Below are 18887 nucleotides of genomic sequence, written 5' to 3'. Positions count from 1 at the left end.
CGTTTTTTTGAATGACACTTAAAACCTTAAATGATTTCCAATCGATCGTATTTTTTGGTAAATTCATCTAACTAAACCCAAACGACTATGAAACTCCATCCATCAGAACTTTACTTCTATCATAGCCCCACACAGACTGTAGACAAGCAAACCAAAGCTTATGCAAAATCCTTGACCAAGTTTGTCAATGAAATAGACGTCATCAAGGAGAAGATCACTGCTACGCAGTGGGACCAAATCCTGAAGCTTCTCAACTTGAGGGCAAAAGACCTCATGAATCGAGCTCATCCGGATTACCAAAAACATATTGCTGGCAAAGATTGGGATGATGAAGGTTGGCTGAATATTCTTGCCAATTACTCCTACCTCATCAAAGCACCGATTGCCATTTTCAAAAAGAGAGCAATCCTCTGCAATACCCCAAGTGATATTCTTAAACTGGATTAATCGCGGTTTACAGAAATTCCCTCAGGACTGATGACGATCTGTCGCGCTTTGAACAGTTGGCCGATGCACTGTTTGAAGTGCTTCTTTGACATACCCAATACAGCTTGAATCTCTGCAGGGTCAGACTTGTCATGAAGAGGCAAAAAACCCTTTTCTTCCAAAATAGCTAAGATTTTCTCTGAACCCTCATCGTATTTTACTCTTCCCACAGGCAACACTTGTAGATCAAGCTTACCATCATCCCTTCTTTTTTTCACCCATAGCTTCCGTTTTGATCCTAGCTCCAGGGGCTGAAAAACCTCATTTGAATAAATCAACCCTTCATATCTATCCTCTAGCAGTACCTTGTAGCCCAAATCGGTTTTTTCAAAAATCAACCCCTCGGTCTCATTACCGGGCTCATAATCCTTGGGTGCCGGATACATAAAATCCCGGTATTTACTCACTCCGATCAGTCTGTTGCTTTTAAAATCAACACAGACCCGAATCAGGTATTTTTGTCCAACTTCCATGTTTTTTGCCATTTCTCCATTTGGGACAAAAAGATCTTTTGGCAATCCCCAATCCATAAATGCTCCAAATTTGGTCACTTCTTTGGCCTCCAAAACAGCAAAATCATCTAAGAGTGCGAATGGTCTTTGGGTCACGGCGACCGGTCTGTCTTCGCTGTCGGTATAGACAAATACCTCAAGTACGTCCCCCTCTTTTTCCTCGCCTTTGAGATAGCCTTTTGGAAGAAGCACCTCTCCCCCATCACTGAGCGCTAAATAAGCTCCAAAGTCAGTGAATCGATTTATTGATAATTTATTGATCAGGCCAAGTTCCTTCATGTATTTTTAATTTGATTTTTAAAGGCCACATAGCCTGTCCCGATTTTTCTTCAGGAGATTCTCAGATAATCGAAAGAGTTCACCCAAGGTAAAGTATGTAGCCTCGATTTAATCCGTCAAAGTTAGGGATAAATCCTGTCGCCCCACGGAAATTCTGCGACAAACAAAGTCAGGAAAGGACAAGTTTGAATTGGAAATGGAGTGGCTTAGACTTAGTTTTGAGCTCTTCATTAGTGGCCTTTTGGCCAAAATAAACCCAAATTATAGCATTCACTCCTTTCATTCAACGGATTATGAAATCAATCTCAGTCATAGGTTCGGGCACCATGGGAAATGGCATCGCCCATGTTTTTGCCCAGCACGGATACGATGTTTCCCTAGTCGACATCAAGCCAGAGTTTCTTGAAAAGGCCTTGTCTACGATATCCAAAAACATGGATCGTCAGGTAGCTAAAGGCTCTCTTTCCCAAGAAGATAAAGACGCAGCCTTATCGAGAGTATCCACCTTTACCAGTTTGGAAGAAGGAGTGAAGCATGCCAGTTTGGTCGTAGAAGCAGCTACCGAAAACATGGCCCTAAAACTGGATATTTTCCGGCAACTAGATCAATTTGCTCCCGCAGATGCTATCCTTGCCAGCAATACCTCCTCCATCTCCATCACCAAAATAGCTGCGGTAACTCAGCGTCCAACTCAAGTCATTGGGATGCACTTCATGAATCCTGTGCCTGTCATGAAATTAGTGGAGGTAATTTGTGGCTATGCTACCTCTAATGAGGTGACGCAGCGAATCATGGAGCTTTCGCAAAAGCTATCGAAAGACCCAGTAGAAGTGAATGATTATCCCGGATTTGTGGCAAACAGAATCTTGATGCCGATGATCAACGAAGCGATTTACACGCTTTTTGAAGGTGTAGCAGGAGTTTCTGAAATCGACACGGTAATGAAACTTGGGATGGCTCACCCAATGGGACCGCTCCAACTTGCGGATTTTATCGGCTTGGACGTTTGTCTCTCGATATTGAGAGTACTCCATGAAGGCTTTGGCAATCCAAAATATGCCCCTTGCCCACTTTTGGTAAACATGGTCGAAGCTGGCTATAGAGGCGTAAAAACAGGAGAAGGTTTCTATCGATACACTGCAGGAAGTAAAGATCTTGTGGTAGCACCCAGATTTTCAAAATAAATTGCCATGCATTTAGCCGTATCAGGAAATATAGGTAGTGGAAAAACTACGCTTACAGAGAAGCTCGCCAAACATTATGGCTGGAAGGCTGAGTTTGAAGCTGTAGACCAAAACCCCTATCTGCCGGACTTCTATGAGGATATGAAGCGGTGGGCCTTCCATCTTCAGGTTTATTTTTTAAACTCGAGATACAATCAAATTCGTAAAATCCAAGAAAGTCCAATCTCTACTATTCAAGATCGGACAATCTATGAGGATGCCTACATTTTCGCAGCCAATCTTTACAAAAGCAAACTCATGACGGAGCGGGATTACTACAATTACCGCAGCTTATTTGACTCCATGATCTCGCATGTGAAAGCTCCTGATCTCCTGATCTATCTGAAAGCAGACATCCCGAAATTGGTCGGGCAAATCGAAAAGCGAGGTCGAAGCTATGAAACGGCCATGCGAATTGATTACCTGAAAAATCTGAATTCTCACTACGAAGAGTGGATCGAGGGCTATAAGGAAGGAAAATTACTCATCGTAGATGTCAATGACCTGGACTTCGTGGAGAGGCCGGAAGACTTTTCTTTTATTGTGGAAAAGATCGAGCGGGAGATGTTTGGGCTTTTTGCTTGATTCACCTGATTCCAGATTTCAGGATCAAAATACACGACAACCAACACTCAGTCAGGCTATCTTCCGCATCAGCCAATTGAATAGCATGACTCGTTGTTCTTCCTTTGGATTGATGAGCAATTGATCGAGACGCTTCAGTGATCCTCCTGTCATGATTGTCTCATAGGGACAAAGTCTGATCAATTTGTAGCCGTGAAGCCGGGTTTGCAGGTCGTATTGAGCATCATTGTAAGCCAGCAATTTCCAGCCTGAAGCTCCATTTCCTGAGAAATCACCAGATTCTTCCGCTTGACCAAAGACGCTCTTCGCAAGGGGCGGACCATTCCAAATACGCTGCTGAAGGCCTACTTTGAGACATTCCTTTTCGAAGGTACGACACAGTCTTTTGTAGCTTTCTGAAAAAGGGAAATTCCATTCGCCGTACATTTCGGACCTTAGCGTCACTAGTCTGTACCGATTGAAGTGTACTTCATCGTCCCAAAGGATGAGGTATCGACCAAGTTTAAAATCAAATTTGAGCTTTTCAAGCAAAGGGAGAGCCCCTGTACCGCCTAAATCCTCAAAAATTTCCCTAATCCAAATTTCCCCCTTCGATTCCAGATAGTTGGCATTCACGTCAAGTTCAAACTGCCAATCGTAATCCGCGGCACCTTCTTTCAAAATCAAGTCAAGCTGCCGGGTCATCAAATGCTCCATTCCTTAGGTAGTTTCTCTCAGGATTTCCCAGGTGTGATCCGCTAATAATTTGACTTCTGCGACAAAAGCTGCCCAATCTTTTTTTCTACCCCATTCCTCAGGAGCAATCATACTCATGAAGTCTGATCCGTCAGCTTTTTGATATAAAAAATACCGGTGATTAATCAGCGGTTCAAATGCAATCGAAGCTTGGTATATCCGCTCCGAAACTTCGATTCGGGATTGGATTTTCTTAGCCTGATCAGCCAGAAGGCGCATCTGATCGTAGATCTGAGCCATCTGCATGTCGGTCTGACTGTGCATAGCAGCTACTGCTCTTCCTGTGATTTTGCCTTTATCCTCTGGCTTAATAATAGCGCTTCCGGAGTGATGGGCATAAGGCAAAATCCCTGGATTTTCAGTGGTTTTGTCTTTCATTCGCTCCAAATCGAGCTTATCTACATCTATTTTTTTTCCGATCATTTTTTTTCAGGTTCTACCTCTGTCGAGATCCTTTCTTTCAAATTGCCTTTTGATCCCGGAAAGGTCGTCCGTTGAGAAATGTCATAACCGATCCAGAGCATGATCAGCATAAAAATGACAAACAGCGCAAGGAAGATTTTTTTATTCTTACTCATTGATTTCATTTTACTCTTACACGAAGACAAAATTATGGACAGACTTGTTTTCGATCACGCAAAATTAAAACTCATAAAAGGAAATAAGGCTTTTTGAAAAATGTTTTTAAATTTATCACCATGCATTCAACACCGGATTTTTACTAGTTCACCCTCTTTTTCACCCGAATATGTACCAAATTATCAGTGAGCAATCCATTTATCAGTACTTTGGTGACGATGATCCGGATATGATCCGGGAAATGATCCAGATAATATTGGATACGAATATTAAGGATTTGAAAGAACTGGGCTCTTTTTACCATGAAAAGGACTACAACACGATCAAAAAGCGCTGTCACAAAGCCAAGCCAAGCATGAGTTATATCGGTGCGATAAAAACCCGCAAAACCTTGGAGGAAATCGAGGCAAACTTGGAGTCTTCAGCCCCATTAAACGACTCGCTCCAAAAGCAAATCCTGCTCATCGAAAGCGAATTAAACACCTTTATCTCCAGAATTAACTAATATCAAATTACACCTTTCATTTATTATGCAGAGAAAATTATTTCTCCTGCCGTTTCTTGTTTTGTTTTTAGCAGAAGCAACGGCCCAATCCAAATTATCAGTCGATTACATCATGCGTGATCCCAAATGGATGGGAACATTCCCTTCTTCACACCACTGGGGCGAGGATGGAAATCAGATTTTTTTCCAATACAATCTAGAAAATGACCCGGCTGATTCCCTTTACAAAATTGACATAAGTAGTCCTACTCAGATCTCAAAAGTTCACTGGGAAGAAGAAAAATCACTTGAAAAGCCTGGAAGTACTTACAATTCCGACTATTCCCTTCGGATCTATCGTAAAGGAAATTCGATCATACTCGACGATCTAAAAAAGAAGACAAGTGCTGCAATATTAGATTGGCATGAGTCTATTTCCAACCTCCGATTTCTTGCGGATGAAAATAGGATTGCCTTCAATTCTGGAGGAAATGTATTTGTCCTAGACAGAAGATCAAAAAGTGTCACTCAGGCAACCCACATCTCCAATGGCTCAAAGCCTGCAACCGGAAGCGGACCCTCATCATCCAATCCCGGCTTTTTGGAAGCTGAAAACTTGGAATTGTTGGACGTCGTAAGACAGCGAAAAGAGGCCCAAGAAAAATCCAGAGCCTATCGTGCGTCTATCCGAGAGTCATCCAATAACGAATTTGTGTACTATACACAGGGCAAAAACCTATCTAATCTTCAGCTCTCTCCCGATGAGAAATTTGCCACTTTTACCATTTACACTCCAGCTTCCAATAAAAATACCATCGTACCCAACTATGTTGATGCCTCAGGCTACACTGAAAATCTAAATACCCGGTCAAAAGTTGGAAACAAACCAGCCAAGGTAGAGGTCGGAATCTATGACCTCAACAGGGATACGGTTTATTTTGTCGGCACCTCAGATTTGCCCGGAATCAAAGACTTGCCAGACTATGTCAGTGATTATCCTGACAAAAAATGGGAAGAAAAAGAGCGTGACCTTTTGTTATCAAGTCCGATTTTTTCTCCAGATGGCAAAAGAGCCGTCATTCAAGTCCGTGCTTTTGACAACAAAGACCGATGGATTGCGGAAGTTGATTTAACAACTGGTACGCTTAAAACTTTGGACCGACAACGGGATGAAGCTTGGATTGGTGGTCCAGGAGTTGGCGGTGGATTTGGCGGTGGAGTATTGGGTTGGTTGCCTGACAACCAGCACATCTACTTCCAGTCTGAAGAAAGCGGCTATTCGCATCTATATCTGCTGGATGTCGTAACTGGAACAAAAAAAGCCCTTACCAGCGGCAAATTTGAAGTCTTTGACCCCTTCCTTTCCAAAGATCAAAAACACTGGTATATGACCACCTCTGAGGTAGATCCCGGAGAGCGTCATTTCTATCGCATGCCTGTAATGGGTGGAGCTCGGGAGCAGCTCACCTCTATGACCGGCAACAATGAAGTAGTCCTTTCCCCTGATGAAAAAAAGCTGGCGATAATCTATTCATACAGCAACACACCAGCGGAACTCTATGTGCAAGAGAATAAAGTCGGTGCCAAGGCCCAAAAACTGACCTCAGGTCAAAGCGAAGAATTCAAGGCCTATTCGTGGAGAGATCCACAGATTGTCAGATTCACCGCAGAAGATGGTGCACAAGTGCCTGCCAGACTCTATCTACCCGAAGCTTCAAAGAAAAACGGCGCTGCTGTGATTTTTGTCCATGGTGCAGGGTACTTGCAAAATGTCCACAAATGGTGGAGCAGCTACTTTAGAGAATACATGTTTCATAACCTGCTGACTGATCTGGGCTATACCGTTTTGGATATTGATTACCGCGCTTCTGCTGGATATGGGCGGGATTGGCGAACAGGAATCTATCGCCATATGGGTGGAAAGGACCTTTCGGATCAAGTGGATGGTGCCAAATTTCTAATGGCTCAGCATGGGGTTGAACCGGGTAAAATTGGAATTTATGGTGGAAGTTATGGTGGGTTCATCACCTTGATGGCCTTATTTAATCATGGAGATATTTTCACCTCGGGAGCAGCACTTCGCTCAGTGACGGATTGGGCGCACTACAACCATGGCTACACCGCCAATATCCTGAATACACCTGAAGAAGATCCAATTGCCTATCGCCGCTCCTCCCCGATCTATTTTGCTGAAGGTCTTCAGGGAAATCTCCTGATTGCTCATGGCATGTTGGATGTCAATGTACATTTTCAAGATGTGGTGAGGCTTTCTCAGCGATTGATCGAACTGGGAAAAGACAACTGGGAAATGGCAGTCTATCCTGTCGAGGATCATGGGTTTGTCGAACCTAGTTCATGGACAGATGAGTACAAGCGAATTTTGAAACTGTTCAACAACACGCTCCTAGTAGAAAATCCATGAGAAAGTCGGCCTTCATTTCGGTCCTATTCCTTTCAACTCTTCTTTATTCCTGCGGAAAAAAAGAACAAGACCCCGAACCAAAAACAGGCCTAATTGCTGAGAAAGCTATGGTCGTCTCGGCTCGGGAAGAAGCTTCAAAAATTGGCTTGGAGATTCTCCAAAAAGGCGGGAATGCTTTTGATGCCATGATGGCAACCGAAATGGCGTTGGCTGTGACTTATCCATTCGCCGGGAATTTGGGAGGTGGTGGATTCATGGTCTACCGAATGGCTGATGGTTCGGTGGGATCAATTGATTATCGGGAAAAGGCACCCTTGGCAGCCACAAAGGACATGTACCTAGATGAAAATGGGGAGTTTTTATCGGCCTTATCTACCAAAGGTGCCTTGGCTTCGGGTGTTCCTGGCACTATTGCCGGAATTTTTGAAGCGCAGGCAAAGTTTGGGAAACTCACCCCTAAGGAAATTCTACAGCCTGTGATTGATTTGGCTAAAAATGGATTTGTTGTTACTCCTAATCAAGCGGAGCGGCTTCAGCGTGCGAGTGCAGTCTTCATTGAAGTAAATGGACCGGAAACCTTTTTTGGAAAGGAAATCAATGCTGGGGATACGCTGAAAATCCCCGTTTTGGCTGCAACTCTGGAACGAATCGCAAAAAACGGACGCGACGAATTCTATAAAGGTGAAACTGCTAAAATCCTTGCCCAACACATCCAATCCAAAGGTGGGATCATTTCAGAAGAAGACCTAGCGACCTATGAAGCCAAATGGAGAGATCCTTTGGTTTTCCCCTATCGGGATTTGAAAATCATCTCCATGGCTCCACCAAGTTCCGGTGGGGTGACTTTGGCTCAGATATTTGGAATGATAGAGGGGCATGATTTAAAAAATTTTGGTCATCACTCAGCGGAGTACATTCAAGTCTTGGTAGAAGCTGAGCGAAGAGCTTATGCAGATCGAAATTACTATTTGGGTGATCCCGATTTTGTAGAAATACCTGTCGATCAATTGATTGATTCAGGCTATCTCAAGTCACGAATGGAGTCTTTTAGCTTTGCGAAAGCAACAAAATCAGAGGAGATTGCCAAAGGTGAAATCGCTTTTTATGAAAGTATGGAAACGACGCACTATTCGATCGTAGACGCAGAAGGAAATGCAGTTTCGGTGACTACAACCTTGAATGGCGCTTACGGTTCCAAAGTTTACATCGACGAATTGGGCTTTTTCATGAATAATGAAATGGATGATTTCAGCGCCAAACCCGGAACTCCAAACATGTTTGGACTTATCGGTGCGGAAGCAAATAGCATTGCACCGAGTAAGCGAATGCTCAGTTCCATGACTCCCACGATTGTGGAAAAAGACGGAAAGCTTTGGATGGTGGTAGGAACTCCGGGAGGATCCACCATCATTACCTCAGTACTTCAGACCATCTTGAATGTGGCCGAATTCGGAATGGGAATGCAGGAAGCTGTCGAATCCCCTCGCTTTCACCACCAATGGTTACCTGACTTGGTGAATTTTGAACCGAATTCATTTGATTCGACTTTGATTGCCACACTCAAATCCCGAGGCTATCTGATCAATGAAAACAACAGTCCGATTATTGGAAAAGTAGATGCGATCCTTGTTTTACCGAATGGAAAACTCGAAGGAGGAGCGGATCCTCGCGGGGATGATAAAGCGGTTGGGTTTTAAGGGTATTGCTGAGAAGTAAGGCAGGATTTGAAAGTGGTCCGTTGTGAAAAGTAAGAGGTTTGGACTACTTACTTCTTATTTTTTTGGACATTTTGAAGTCTAGTATTCGTAAAGAATGCCCTCCTCAAAGTTTTTTAAATTAAGCCAAACACTATTTCCATCTACTCGCAAGCTTGAAATATCAAAAGTCAGTTCTTTGGTAATTAAAGCTTCGCATAATTCTTTGTTTTCAAGTGACAGGACCAAATAGCGTTGAGGGGGTAATGATTCAGCCACAGCTCCAGAATCAATCAATTTTACTTTCCAAGATTCCCCGTTGCATCCGCTTGCACTGAATCTGATGGTTAAAAAATCACCGTCAACACTTACCGATCGAATAGCATAATTATCAGAAAGGGCAGAATCATACGCATCAGAGCTGATTAAAACAGCTGAGTCCACCAAAGGAAGATTGTCATCTTCTGAACAAGATAAAAGCTGAAAACATACAATTGAAATCAACAGATACAATATACGTTTCTTCATAAGTTCAATTTTTTATCAAGACGGGTCACAAGAATTGATCGCTACAACTTTTCGCGGTGACAATTGGTGAAACGATTCACTACTCACTATTAACCTCTTACATTTCACTTCCAACTCACAACTTACCAAAATCACACCCCCGTGATCTCCCGAAACTTCGCACTTTGTCGCTGGCTCAGGTCAATTTTATGGCCTGATTTCATCACGATCAAAAGCGTACTGTTGAAGTAGGGTTCGATCTTATTGATAAAATCCAGGTTGAACATGAACTGACGATTCGCTCTGAAGAATAGGTCCTCCGGGAGCTTTTGCTCCAAATAAGTCAGGGATTTGTGCAAAAGAGGCTGTTGATTTTCATAAAAAACCCGCACATAGTTTCCGACACTTTCCAACAGATAAATCTTATAAACAGGCACAAAATGGCATTTTTCTCCGTCCTTGATAAAGATCTTTTTATCAGCACTCAGTCGTTCTTCGGCAGGATTTTCCGAGGATTGACTTCTGGACCTAAACCGCTGAATTGCTTCGGCCAGTCGCTTTGGATTCAGCGGTTTGAGTAAATAATCCAAGGCATTGACTTCAAAGGCCTTGATAGCAAACTGATCATAGGCTGTCACAAAAATTACTTCGCGCACTTCCTCCAGACTTTCCAAAAATTCAAAACCATCTTTGCCCGGCATATTGATGTCCAAGAAAATCAGGTCAGGATTCAATGAATTGCAGTCTTCAATCGCTTGTTCTACCCGATCCGAAAAACCGACAATTTCTAGATCTTCATAAGGCAAGAGTAACACTTTCAGCTCTTCGAGTGCAAGAAGTTCATCATCGACTAAATAGACACGTTTTTTCATTTTTTAAACTATTGGATAAGTAATTCTAGCAACAACTTTTGAATTAGGCAGCTCATCCAAATAGAAAGTGGCTTTATCAGAAAACAGGCTTCTTAGCCGCACCTGTAGATTTTGCAAGCCAATTCCTAAGTTGAAGGTAGACTTCAATTGCCCCGAATTAATAACTTCTAGCGTGAGGTTTTTGCCTCGGAGTTTGCTTTGGATCCAAATTCCCCCTCCTTCCGGAAGCTGCGTAATTCCATGTTTGATTGCATTTTCTGCCAAAGTCAGGACCATTGCAGGCGGAACCTTGAGATCGAGGGTTTCTTCTTCCAGAGAAATATGGACATCGAGCCGCTTTCCAAAACGAATCTGCTCCAGCTCCAAATATTTGATTACCTCATTGATTTCCTCATTCAAGGCTATCAGGGGGGCTTTTTCATAATTCAGTGTGAACCGAAGCAACTCCGAAAGCTTAATAATGGCATCTCTGGCTTTTTCCTGATCGATCAAAACCAGGGCTTTGATGCTATTCAGGGCATTAAAGAGAAAGTGCGGATTAAGTTGGTTTTTTAGCAATTCGAGTTCAGCGGATTTGGCCACATTTTCAAAAAGTAGCTTCTGCTCCGAGATCTCCGAATTCTTCTTCAGAATATGATAGAGGTAATAAATGATAATCCAGACTATCGCATATCGGCCCAGATTCATGATCTGACCAAAGAAAGGAATCCAAAATTCACTTTTCCGAATATTGCTGAAATCAGTGACGATATAGGGTAAATAAAGCAAAATCACCATGATCAAGGTGATCATTCCTACATCAAATATTGCTCTGATCCAGATGCGTGATAGCGATTTTTCGAAAACGTCAAGCTTGATAAAAACCGATTTGTACACATGGGACACGATCAGACCCACCAATGAATACAAAAAGAACTGCTGTAGGTAAGCCCACTGAAACTCTCCCACTATGAAAAAGGTGTAATTGATCGTCTCAATGAAAATAATTGAACTCCAGCCAATCACTTGAAGCAACCAGTAGATTCTTGAGTTCTTTTGGGATGTGGGTTTATTCTTTGTCATTCGCTTGGTACAGGCTGCATCAGCCAATATGCTATCTTATCGGTTCTACGGTATAGCCTGAGTTTCTAAGCAACGCAACTACCCCAAATTCCCCTGCCAAATGACCTGCTCCCACAGCCACAAAAACCGGTTTGCTTTTCATGGCTTCCTCAATCTTTGGCACCCAGTTTTGATTTCGCTCATCGAGTAGAATTGACCGATAGTCAGCCATCATGCCGTTTGAATTCATCGTTTGGTCTAAAGCAAAAATATCTTCAGATAAATAAGTCGAAATCATCGATTGAAACTCGTTTTGAGCATAGTTTTCTGAAAGCATTTTACCCAGTTCATCCAGTTGCAATTTCTGAGGGATTTGATCAAAGATGCCTACTTGATATTCTACAGTTTCCAAGCCGGCGATTGGCATACCTGCTGCTGTGGCTTTAGTGGTAAAAAATGTCTCATAACTCTCCATCTCAGTACAAGGCAAGGCTTTGAGCAGGACCATAGAGGTAAGGACAAAAGGCTTCAAAACTCCAAGTTGCGCCAACCCTGCCCCATAGTTTTTAAGTAAAAACTCATCTAGCGATTTGGCTAAGGGTTCGTCCATGTCAGCTTGGATGTATTTCATGCCAGGATTCATGGATACTTGCTGCATTTTTAGCTGAAGCTGAGGGTCACTCATATCGAGTTCAAGGATGAGTTGCTCTGTGCTTTCCAAAGCCGAAGTGATCCGCTCATCCATCAGAAAGTCTGATTTGCAAATAATATGAATCGTTCCAAAGAGGTAGGATTCTTTCTCAAGGCCATTTCCGCTGATTTTCCAAAGCAATGAGCTTTCTTGTCCAGTTGCACTCCAAGCAAGACAAAATGCAAATACGGAGACCAAGCTGAGTCTTCTGAAGAAGTTTGATTGCATGTTTCAGGTTGTTTGATTATCGATGTAAAGAAGCGTAGAAAAAAGCCAACATTCAGCCCCAAATCCATCAATGCAGGAAATTATCGATAAATGAAGTTCACTCCTATTTCAAGTCTTTTTCTTAAGCATTCAAATTAGAATTCAACCAAATAAATCTCCCAAAAACGGCTCAATCTAAATTCAACAAGAATCCCGATTTTTTGTCCTACTTTGAGAAGTACACTTTCAAACCCAATTTCAACCATGAAAAATCGAAGAGAATTTCTTCAAAAATCAGCCCTAGGGATTGCCGGACTTGCAGTAGCACCGTCTTGGCTCCAGGGTGCTCCTGCGCTGATCAAATCGTTCAATAAGCCCAATTCAGAAATCAATGGGGTTCAGATTGGTTGCATTACGTATTCGTTCCGTTCCATGCCAGATCAAAGCGCCGAGGCTACGCTGAAATACGTCGTAGACTGTGGCCTGAGTTCAATCGAACTTATGGGAGATCCTGCTGAAAGTTTTGCCGGTATGCCAGCCTCACCGATCAATCGCATGCGAATGTTCCAGCTTGGAGGGAAGCAGCGAATAGGCGAGACCCTTACAGAAGATGAAACCAAGGAACTAGCTGATATGCAGGCTCAAGCCCAAGATTATGCTAAAACTGTGGCTGCATGGAGAGCCACTGCTGACATGAAGAAATTTGAGCAGGTGCGGAAAATGTACAAAGATGCAGGAGTGAGCATTTATGCCTTCAAGCCGAATGCTTTTGGAGTGAATAACACCGATGCAGATATAGCCTATGGCATGAATGCTGCCAAAGCACTAGGCGCAACCCATGTGACACTAGAGCATCCATCTGATGATGCTCAAACTTTGAGATTGGGCAAATTGGGTGAACAGCACAAAATGGGCGTCGGATACCATGGGCACGAGCAGGAGACTTTTACTTTTTGGGATACTGCGCTTTCGCAAAGTAAAATGAATGGCTTAAATCTGGATGCGGGTCACTACATCGCTGCTGGACATACAGACTTGATGCAATTGATCGAAAAGCAGCACAGCCGAATCTACAGCATGCACACCAAGGACAGACAGACCCCGGCTAATGGAAAAGGAAATCTCGCCTGGGGTACTGGAGATACACCGATTGGTGATATGCTTAAGCTGATGCAGAAAAACAAATATAAATTCCCAGCAACCATCGAGCTGGAATACCAAGTTCCTGAAGGATCCGATGCAGTCAAAGAAGTCCAAAAATGTTTGGAATTCTGTCGTAAAGCATTAGCCTAATAAGCCCTGAGCCGAGTCGAGAAATTGACTCGGTTTTTTTAGATCACTTTGGAATCTTTTCTCCTGCAGAAATTGAAGTCTCCAGCCTATTCTGTTTCGGTGGAATGGGACAAGTGGCAAAGGCCGTAAACGCACAGGGTGGATTGTAAGCAAAATTGAAATCTAGGATAGTTTTACCATTTTTGTCAGGATAGCTTACATACAAATACCTCCCGATTGGATAGGTTTCAGATTCATTGGTCAAGTCCGAAAAAATCACAAAAAATTTCCCAGCCTCGTCTAAGGCAGTCAGTTCATAAGCTTTTCCATGAAGTTGAAATTTTACTATTCCCATTACTTTCCACTCCACGAGCTGTCCAAGTACATTAGGAATGTCCATAGTTTCGTTGAATTTGGGAACGAAAAGCGCCTCAACCCTAAAAGCTGAATCATAGTCAAAATAAGGAATGGGCTTAAAAGCTGACAAAGCCGGATGCTCCAAATCCCGCAATCGCATCGCAAATTTATCACCTCTCTTAATCACAGTCCATTTCCATCGGTCATAGTACACTCCGCCTGAAGTGTAATCAACAACTGGAAATTGAAGAATCTTGGCAGGCAGTTGGCGTTTGATCTTTTTTGTAATCTTTTGATTGAAAAAAAACCAAATCGAATCATTCCTAAACTGGAAAGTGCCAATGTTCTTCCCTTCTATTCTTTCGGAAAGCAACAAACTGTCATTTTTGGTTCGATTCAGATAAGGAAGGCGCTCATCAAACCATTCCAATCCAACTAAATTTAACCAGCCATCCTCAGCCAAAAGTTCTTGTGCTCTTTGAACCCTAAAGGTTTCAAAATCCAAATTTTGAGCAAAAACAGGATTCAGTCCGATCAAAAACAGTAATGTGATGAAGAAATTTTTCATTGCAGGCAACTCCTAGATTTCAGACTTTTAATTAATTCGTTTTCTTTTCTCCTACTAGTGGCTGAATCAATCCTGCAAAAATCATCACTGCAATACAACCTACTGCATTGTACCACAGGAAACCGATGTCCCAGTGAAAGCCTAAAATCCCTGTTCCGTTTCGGAAATGAATCAATAAGATCAGGGCCTGTGAGAGTAATGCTGCGATAAACACAGCTCTGCCTTTGACCCATTTCATAAAAAATCCCACAATAAAGATTCCTAAGATGGTACCATAAAAAAGAGAGCCTAGCAGGTTTACAGCCTGAATTAAGTTTTCAAAAAGGGAGGCATAGGTCGCAAAAAGGATAGCTCCCACTCCCCAAAACGCAGTGAAGGCCTTGGATGAAATGACATAGTGTTCGTCACTGGCATCTTTTTTAATGGAGCGCTTGTAGAGATCTACCGTGCTGGTAGACCCGAGTGCATTTAATTCCGAACTGGAAGATGACATCGCCGCGGAGAAAATAACTGCAAAAAGCAATCCTACAATCCCCTTGGGAAGGTAATCCATCACAAACCGCATAAAAACATAATCGGTATCTCTTGTTTCGGCGACTGGATCGTTTTGAACAATGAGGGCTTTCACTTCATCCCGAATCTCATTTTGTTCGGTCTTGATACCTTTAATTTGCTCACGGATAAGGGTCACGCGGTCTTGATTTGCAGCATCTATTGCTCCCAGCATTTCTTGGTATGCAAGTTTTCCTGACTCAAAATTCTCCGAATACTTTTCTTCCAGCGCTTCAAACTGCGGTGCATATTCGCTTTGCTTGAGTTTTTCGGTCTGCACCTGGTTGAAGATCACAGGTGGCTGAATAAACTGGTAAAAAACAAACACCATCACACCAATAAAAAGGATCACAAACTGCATGGGTATTTTCAAAAATCCGTTCATGATCAAACCCATTCTGCTTTGAGTGAGCGTTTGACCAGACAGGTAGCGCTGAACTTGACTTTGATCTGTACCAAAGTAGCTCAAGAAAAGAAAAACCGCAGCGGTCATGCCGGACCAGACATTGTATCGGTCTGCCAGGTCAAACTCAAAACTCACCACATTGAGTTTATCCATTTTGCCTGCCACATGCAGTGCCTCCTGAAACGATATCGGAAGCATCTGAATGACAATAATTCCGGCCAGCACCATGCCCCCCATCATGACTGCCATTTGTTGTTTTTGGGTAATAGCAACCGCTTCTGTTCCTCCTGACACCGTGTAGAGGATCACCAGACAACCAATGAAAATATTGGTCCAAGTAAGATTCCAACCCAAAAGTGTCGATAGGATGATCGCCGGAGCATAGATGGTAATCCCAGCTGCCAATCCTCGCTGGATAATGAAAAGAAGTGCTGTTAGGGTTCTGGTTTTGAGATCAAATCGATTTTCAAGGTATTCGTATGCGGTGTAGACTTTGAGTTTGTAATAAATCGGAATAAAGCTCACCGAGATGATAATCATCGCCAATGGCAGACCAAAGTAAAACTGAATGAATCGCATTCCATCTTCATAGGCCTGCCCGGGAGTACTCAGGAAAGTAATCGCAGATGCTTGGGTTGCCATGATGGATAAGCCTATCGCCCACCAATTGGCGTCTTTTCCGCGCAAATACGAATCAAGATTTTTCTTCCCCCGGGTTTTATACACTCCATAGCTGGCAATCGAGAGCAGGGTAACAAAGAGTACTATCCAATCTAGTGTACTCATGCGAATGCCACAGTTAGCCAATAAAACAGCACAATCATCATCACCAAACTGGCCATCAGGCCGAGGTAAATTCTATTCCAGTGAATCGGCTTTTGCTCCATTTTACTGCTCAATTAGATTGATGAATAATTTGATCGCACCAGGAACACCAGCAGGCAATTGCCTGAAAAATGATATGCCGGTGTACACAAAGTTGCCTTTTCCATAAGAACCTACGATAAGCGAGCCATTACTAGCAGGTTCATCGGGGTCCTGCATCACAAAAGGTGTTTGGTACGCAGAATCTATAGCCGTGGCAAAATAGAGGCCTCGCTCCTGAACCCAACCTTCTAAATCAGCTTCATTCATCTGGTTAGGCGACGAAAGGACGGCACTTTTCCAATCAGCTACCACAGGAGATCCCTGAACTGCCACTCGATCCCGTCCTATTGTAAATGCATAGGGTCCGATTTGGTTAGTCAAAAGCGGTGAACTGGTGTTGTATTGGACGATCAGGTTACCTCCTGATTTGACATATCCCATGAAAACCTGCTGATTTGCAGCCAAAGCCTCATTGGTATTGTAGGCGCGGATTCCAACCACAATAGCTTTAAACTGACTCAGATTATCCACTGAAAAGTCCTCCGATCCGATCATCGTAACCTCATATCCCAGCGCAGACAAAACTCCCGGCACATCATCTCCCGCACCGGGAATGTATCCGATTTTTCCATTGGAAAGCTTCCAGTCTTCCTGAATCAGATTAAATGAAGCAGGGCTTAAATACGTCAGATTTGGGATGTGCTTGTAAGAAATAGTTTTGATGAGCTGATTATAGCTTTTGCCAGAGGCAGTGGTAAATCGGGCTGTCACTTGTTTCTTTCCCGGGCCATTTGGCAAAAAAGCCACTTGATAGACTCTCCGTTTTTGAAGATTCAAATCCTCAATACTCACTATCCGATACTGATCTTTTTCAATTCCTTCAAAATCAAGTTCGCCTTCCAAGTATTGATCCCGGAAATTCACTGTTACTGTCAAAGTGGGCTCAGCTCCTGAAACCAGGAAAACATTATCTTTTGAAACTATCAAATCCACCTCTGGAACAATCACAAAAGGCTGCTTCACTTCTCCCTCCACAGGATCATTGTATTTGTATTCCAGTTGGACTGTTTTTGTGAATTTTTGATCTCCAATTGAAAATGAAAGTTCTCCTCCCACATGCGGATCATTAAAAGGTGCTCCTATTTGTTTCTGATTCGGCACAGAATACAAGGCACCATCTATGGGGTTTTCTAACCAATACGGCTGGCTATAGGAAGTTTGTTCGGGTATTACAAAATCAATCGACAGATTGACAGTTTCATTGTTTTTAACCATTCCTGTCCCTTCTTTTCCTGCATAATAAGTATCTCCAACCTGAAGCCTAACTCCTTCTACTTCAATGCTAGAAGGATTATTTAGCACAAACTGGGTTTTGATCAATTCTTCTGGAAATCCAGATTCTTTCCGCGCTGTAAACTCAAACTCCAGACCCAAGGCATTAAAAATCACTTGATCTAATTTTGAAATTTTTTCTTTAATCCAAATCTCACCGCTTTCAAGACCCAGCAATGCTCTTCTCAACTCCAAGAGGGAAGAAACATTTTTCTCCGGCTCCAAAAAGTTAAACTGGTTTAGTACCTGGTCAATCTTCGAATTGATTTCCTTGCCACGTGGGATCGACTCCCAGCGATCAGCCACACCCTCAAAGGGACTGCTTTCATATTCTTCTCCGGCTACCAATTCAATATAGTCGCGCGATGAACCAATTCCTGCTGTGGATCCAAAACCCTGTGACTTGTGCATTGTCCGACTGTCCGCGGCTATTTGATTATAGGTTTTGCCAAGGAGAGGATTGTACCCCCCTACTTCAAAAGCATAATATTTCTTTCCTTCCTCAGGCTCAAAATCACCTCTGAAATTATATGCATTGAAGAAAATTCGCTTGGGTTGCCATGGCTTGACCCACTGCAATTGCTCAGGAAATGCGTCTGATTTTCCGGCAAGTTCAAAAGCCTCACCTGCTACTATTGCGGAGGTAGTATGATGGCCATGGGTCACTCCCGGGATCGTATTGAATCTGGTGATAATGATATCGGGTTGGAACCTGCGAATGGCCCAAACAACGTCAGCGAGGACCTTTTGCTTTTCCCAGTTTTGAAGTGTTTCGCTTGGATTTTTACTGTAACCAAAATCCATCGCTCGGGTAAAATACTGTCTTCCTCCGTCAGTTTCCCTGGCTTTGATCAGCTCTTGGGTTCGGATTTGTCCCAATTCAACTCCCAATTCCTTTCCGATAAGGTTTTGACCGCCGTCCCCACGGGTCAGACTAAGGTATGCGACTGCTGCATGTTCGCCATTTGCTAGGTAGGCTATCAGCCGGGTATTTTCATCATCAGGATGAGCCGCGACATAAAGGACTCGTTTGGTCTCCTTAATCTGGAGCAACTGATGAAATATTTGAGAAGATGGGATCGACTGAGCTAGGGACAAATGTCCCACAAAAACAAAGAATAATACGATAATCGTTTGAAATACCTTTGGCTGCAGCATATTGGGTTTTAATTGACAAGGTAAGCTATCGGAATCCTCAGGCAAAAAAAAACATTTT

General features: G+C 43.0%; 18 protein-coding genes. 7 read left to right on the top strand and 11 right to left on the bottom strand.

From position 1 onward, the window contains the following. The first annotated feature begins 87 nt into the window (after window positions 1–87). Window positions 88–447 (top strand): arsenate reductase family protein, encoded by a 360-nt coding sequence (locus DK188_RS05075; RefSeq protein ID WP_111669715.1) that lies wholly within the window; start codon window positions 88–90, stop codon window positions 445–447. On the opposite strand, the gene DK188_RS05070 is transcribed toward DK188_RS05075, so the two are convergent. Further along, complete coding sequence (locus tag DK188_RS05070; protein ID WP_111669714.1) at window positions 444–1277, bottom strand: CvfB family protein; 834 nt, start codon at window positions 1275–1277, stop codon at window positions 444–446. The genes DK188_RS05075 and DK188_RS05070 overlap by 4 nt on opposite strands. Window positions 1278–1570: 293 nt before the next feature. On the opposite strand from DK188_RS05070, the gene DK188_RS05065 reads away from it, so the two are divergent. Next, the gene (locus DK188_RS05065) at window positions 1571–2461 is read left to right on the top strand and encodes a 3-hydroxybutyryl-CoA dehydrogenase (protein ID WP_111669713.1); all 891 of its coding nucleotides are present in this window, start codon (window positions 1571–1573) and stop codon (window positions 2459–2461) included. Window positions 2462–2467: 6 nt separating this feature from the next. Further along, window positions 2468–3085, top strand: coding sequence for a deoxynucleoside kinase (locus tag DK188_RS05060; RefSeq protein WP_111669712.1), 618 nt, complete (start codon window positions 2468–2470; stop codon window positions 3083–3085). A gap of 51 nt (window positions 3086–3136) precedes the next feature. Here the strand turns inward: DK188_RS05060 and DK188_RS05055 are convergent, their stop codons facing one another. Genes DK188_RS05055 through DK188_RS21625 form a run of 3 tightly spaced genes read right to left on the bottom strand, consistent with a single transcriptional unit; the run spans window position 3137 to window position 4398 of the window. Beyond that, window positions 3137–3781 (bottom strand): DUF7255 family protein, encoded by a 645-nt coding sequence (locus DK188_RS05055; RefSeq protein WP_111669711.1) that lies wholly within the window; start codon window positions 3779–3781, stop codon window positions 3137–3139. A 3-nt stretch (window positions 3782–3784) separates the two neighbouring features. Beyond that, window positions 3785–4243 carry a DUF2452 domain-containing protein gene (locus DK188_RS05050; protein ID WP_111669710.1) on the bottom strand — a complete coding sequence of 153 codons (459 nt, stop codon included), beginning with the start codon at window positions 4241–4243 and terminating at the stop codon, window positions 3785–3787. Next, entirely contained in the window at window positions 4240–4398 is a 159-nt protein-coding gene (locus tag DK188_RS21625) for a hypothetical protein (RefSeq protein WP_198672964.1), read from the bottom strand. Before DK188_RS21625 ends, DK188_RS05050 begins: the two co-directional genes overlap by 4 nt. A gap of 170 nt (window positions 4399–4568) precedes the next feature. Between DK188_RS21625 and DK188_RS05045 the strand changes: the two genes are divergently transcribed. The 3 genes from DK188_RS05045 to ggt are packed head-to-tail and all read left to right on the top strand — an operon-like array spanning window position 4569 to window position 9002. Then, the gene (locus tag DK188_RS05045; protein WP_111669709.1) at window positions 4569–4904 is read left to right on the top strand and encodes an Hpt domain-containing protein; all 336 of its coding nucleotides are present in this window, start codon (window positions 4569–4571) and stop codon (window positions 4902–4904) included. Between the two features lie 25 nt (window positions 4905–4929). Further along, window positions 4930–7305, top strand: a complete 2376-nt coding sequence (locus DK188_RS05040) for a S9 family peptidase (protein ID WP_111669708.1) — start codon at window positions 4930–4932, stop codon at window positions 7303–7305. Further along, the gene (gene ggt / locus DK188_RS05035; protein WP_111669707.1) at window positions 7302–9002 is read left to right on the top strand and encodes a gamma-glutamyltransferase; all 1701 of its coding nucleotides are present in this window, start codon (window positions 7302–7304) and stop codon (window positions 9000–9002) included. The genes DK188_RS05040 and ggt overlap by 4 nt, the downstream gene beginning before the upstream one ends. A 99-nt stretch (window positions 9003–9101) precedes the next feature. Here ggt and DK188_RS05030 read toward each other — a convergent pair whose 3' ends face one another. From DK188_RS05030 to DK188_RS05015, 4 genes are all read right to left on the bottom strand, one after another. Beyond that, window positions 9102–9527 carry a hypothetical protein gene (locus DK188_RS05030; RefSeq protein ID WP_111669706.1) on the bottom strand — a complete coding sequence of 142 codons (426 nt, stop codon included), beginning with the start codon at window positions 9525–9527 and terminating at the stop codon, window positions 9102–9104. A gap of 131 nt (window positions 9528–9658) precedes the next feature. Then, on the bottom strand, window positions 9659–10378 hold the full coding sequence (locus tag DK188_RS05025; protein WP_111669705.1) for a LytR/AlgR family response regulator transcription factor: 720 nt from the start codon (window positions 10376–10378) through the stop codon (window positions 9659–9661). A 3-nt stretch (window positions 10379–10381) separates the two neighbouring features. Next, window positions 10382–11440 carry a sensor histidine kinase gene (locus tag DK188_RS05020; RefSeq protein WP_111669704.1) on the bottom strand — a complete coding sequence of 353 codons (1059 nt, stop codon included), beginning with the start codon at window positions 11438–11440 and terminating at the stop codon, window positions 10382–10384. A gap of 31 nt (window positions 11441–11471) precedes the next feature. Further along, entirely contained in the window at window positions 11472–12338 is an 867-nt protein-coding gene (locus DK188_RS05015; protein WP_111669703.1) for a TraB/GumN family protein, read from the bottom strand. Between the two features lie 243 nt (window positions 12339–12581). Here DK188_RS05015 and DK188_RS05010 point away from each other — a divergent pair, with 243 nt between their 5' ends. Beyond that, window positions 12582–13610, top strand: coding sequence for a sugar phosphate isomerase/epimerase family protein (locus tag DK188_RS05010; RefSeq protein WP_111669702.1), 1029 nt, complete (start codon window positions 12582–12584; stop codon window positions 13608–13610). A 43-nt stretch (window positions 13611–13653) separates the two neighbouring features. Here the strand turns inward: DK188_RS05010 and DK188_RS05005 are convergent, their stop codons facing one another. From DK188_RS05005 to DK188_RS04995, 3 genes are all read right to left on the bottom strand, one after another. After that, the gene (locus DK188_RS05005; protein WP_111669701.1) at window positions 13654–14514 is read right to left on the bottom strand and encodes a DUF1684 domain-containing protein; all 861 of its coding nucleotides are present in this window, start codon (window positions 14512–14514) and stop codon (window positions 13654–13656) included. A gap of 31 nt (window positions 14515–14545) precedes the next feature. Then, the gene (locus DK188_RS05000; RefSeq protein ID WP_111669700.1) at window positions 14546–16258 is read right to left on the bottom strand and encodes a sodium:solute symporter; all 1713 of its coding nucleotides are present in this window, start codon (window positions 16256–16258) and stop codon (window positions 14546–14548) included. Between the two features lie 102 nt (window positions 16259–16360). Beyond that, window positions 16361–18829, bottom strand: a complete 2469-nt coding sequence (locus DK188_RS04995; RefSeq protein WP_111669699.1) for a PIG-L family deacetylase — start codon at window positions 18827–18829, stop codon at window positions 16361–16363. Window positions 18830–18887: the final 58 nt, after the last annotated feature.

This window comes from Algoriphagus litoralis, from assembly GCF_003259255.1.
GTDB classification, from domain to species: Bacteria; Bacteroidota; Bacteroidia; order Cytophagales; family Cyclobacteriaceae; genus Algoriphagus; species Algoriphagus litoralis.
The sequence above is the reverse complement of the archived record's forward strand: the minus strand, read 5'-3'. Positions and strand labels throughout refer to the sequence as shown.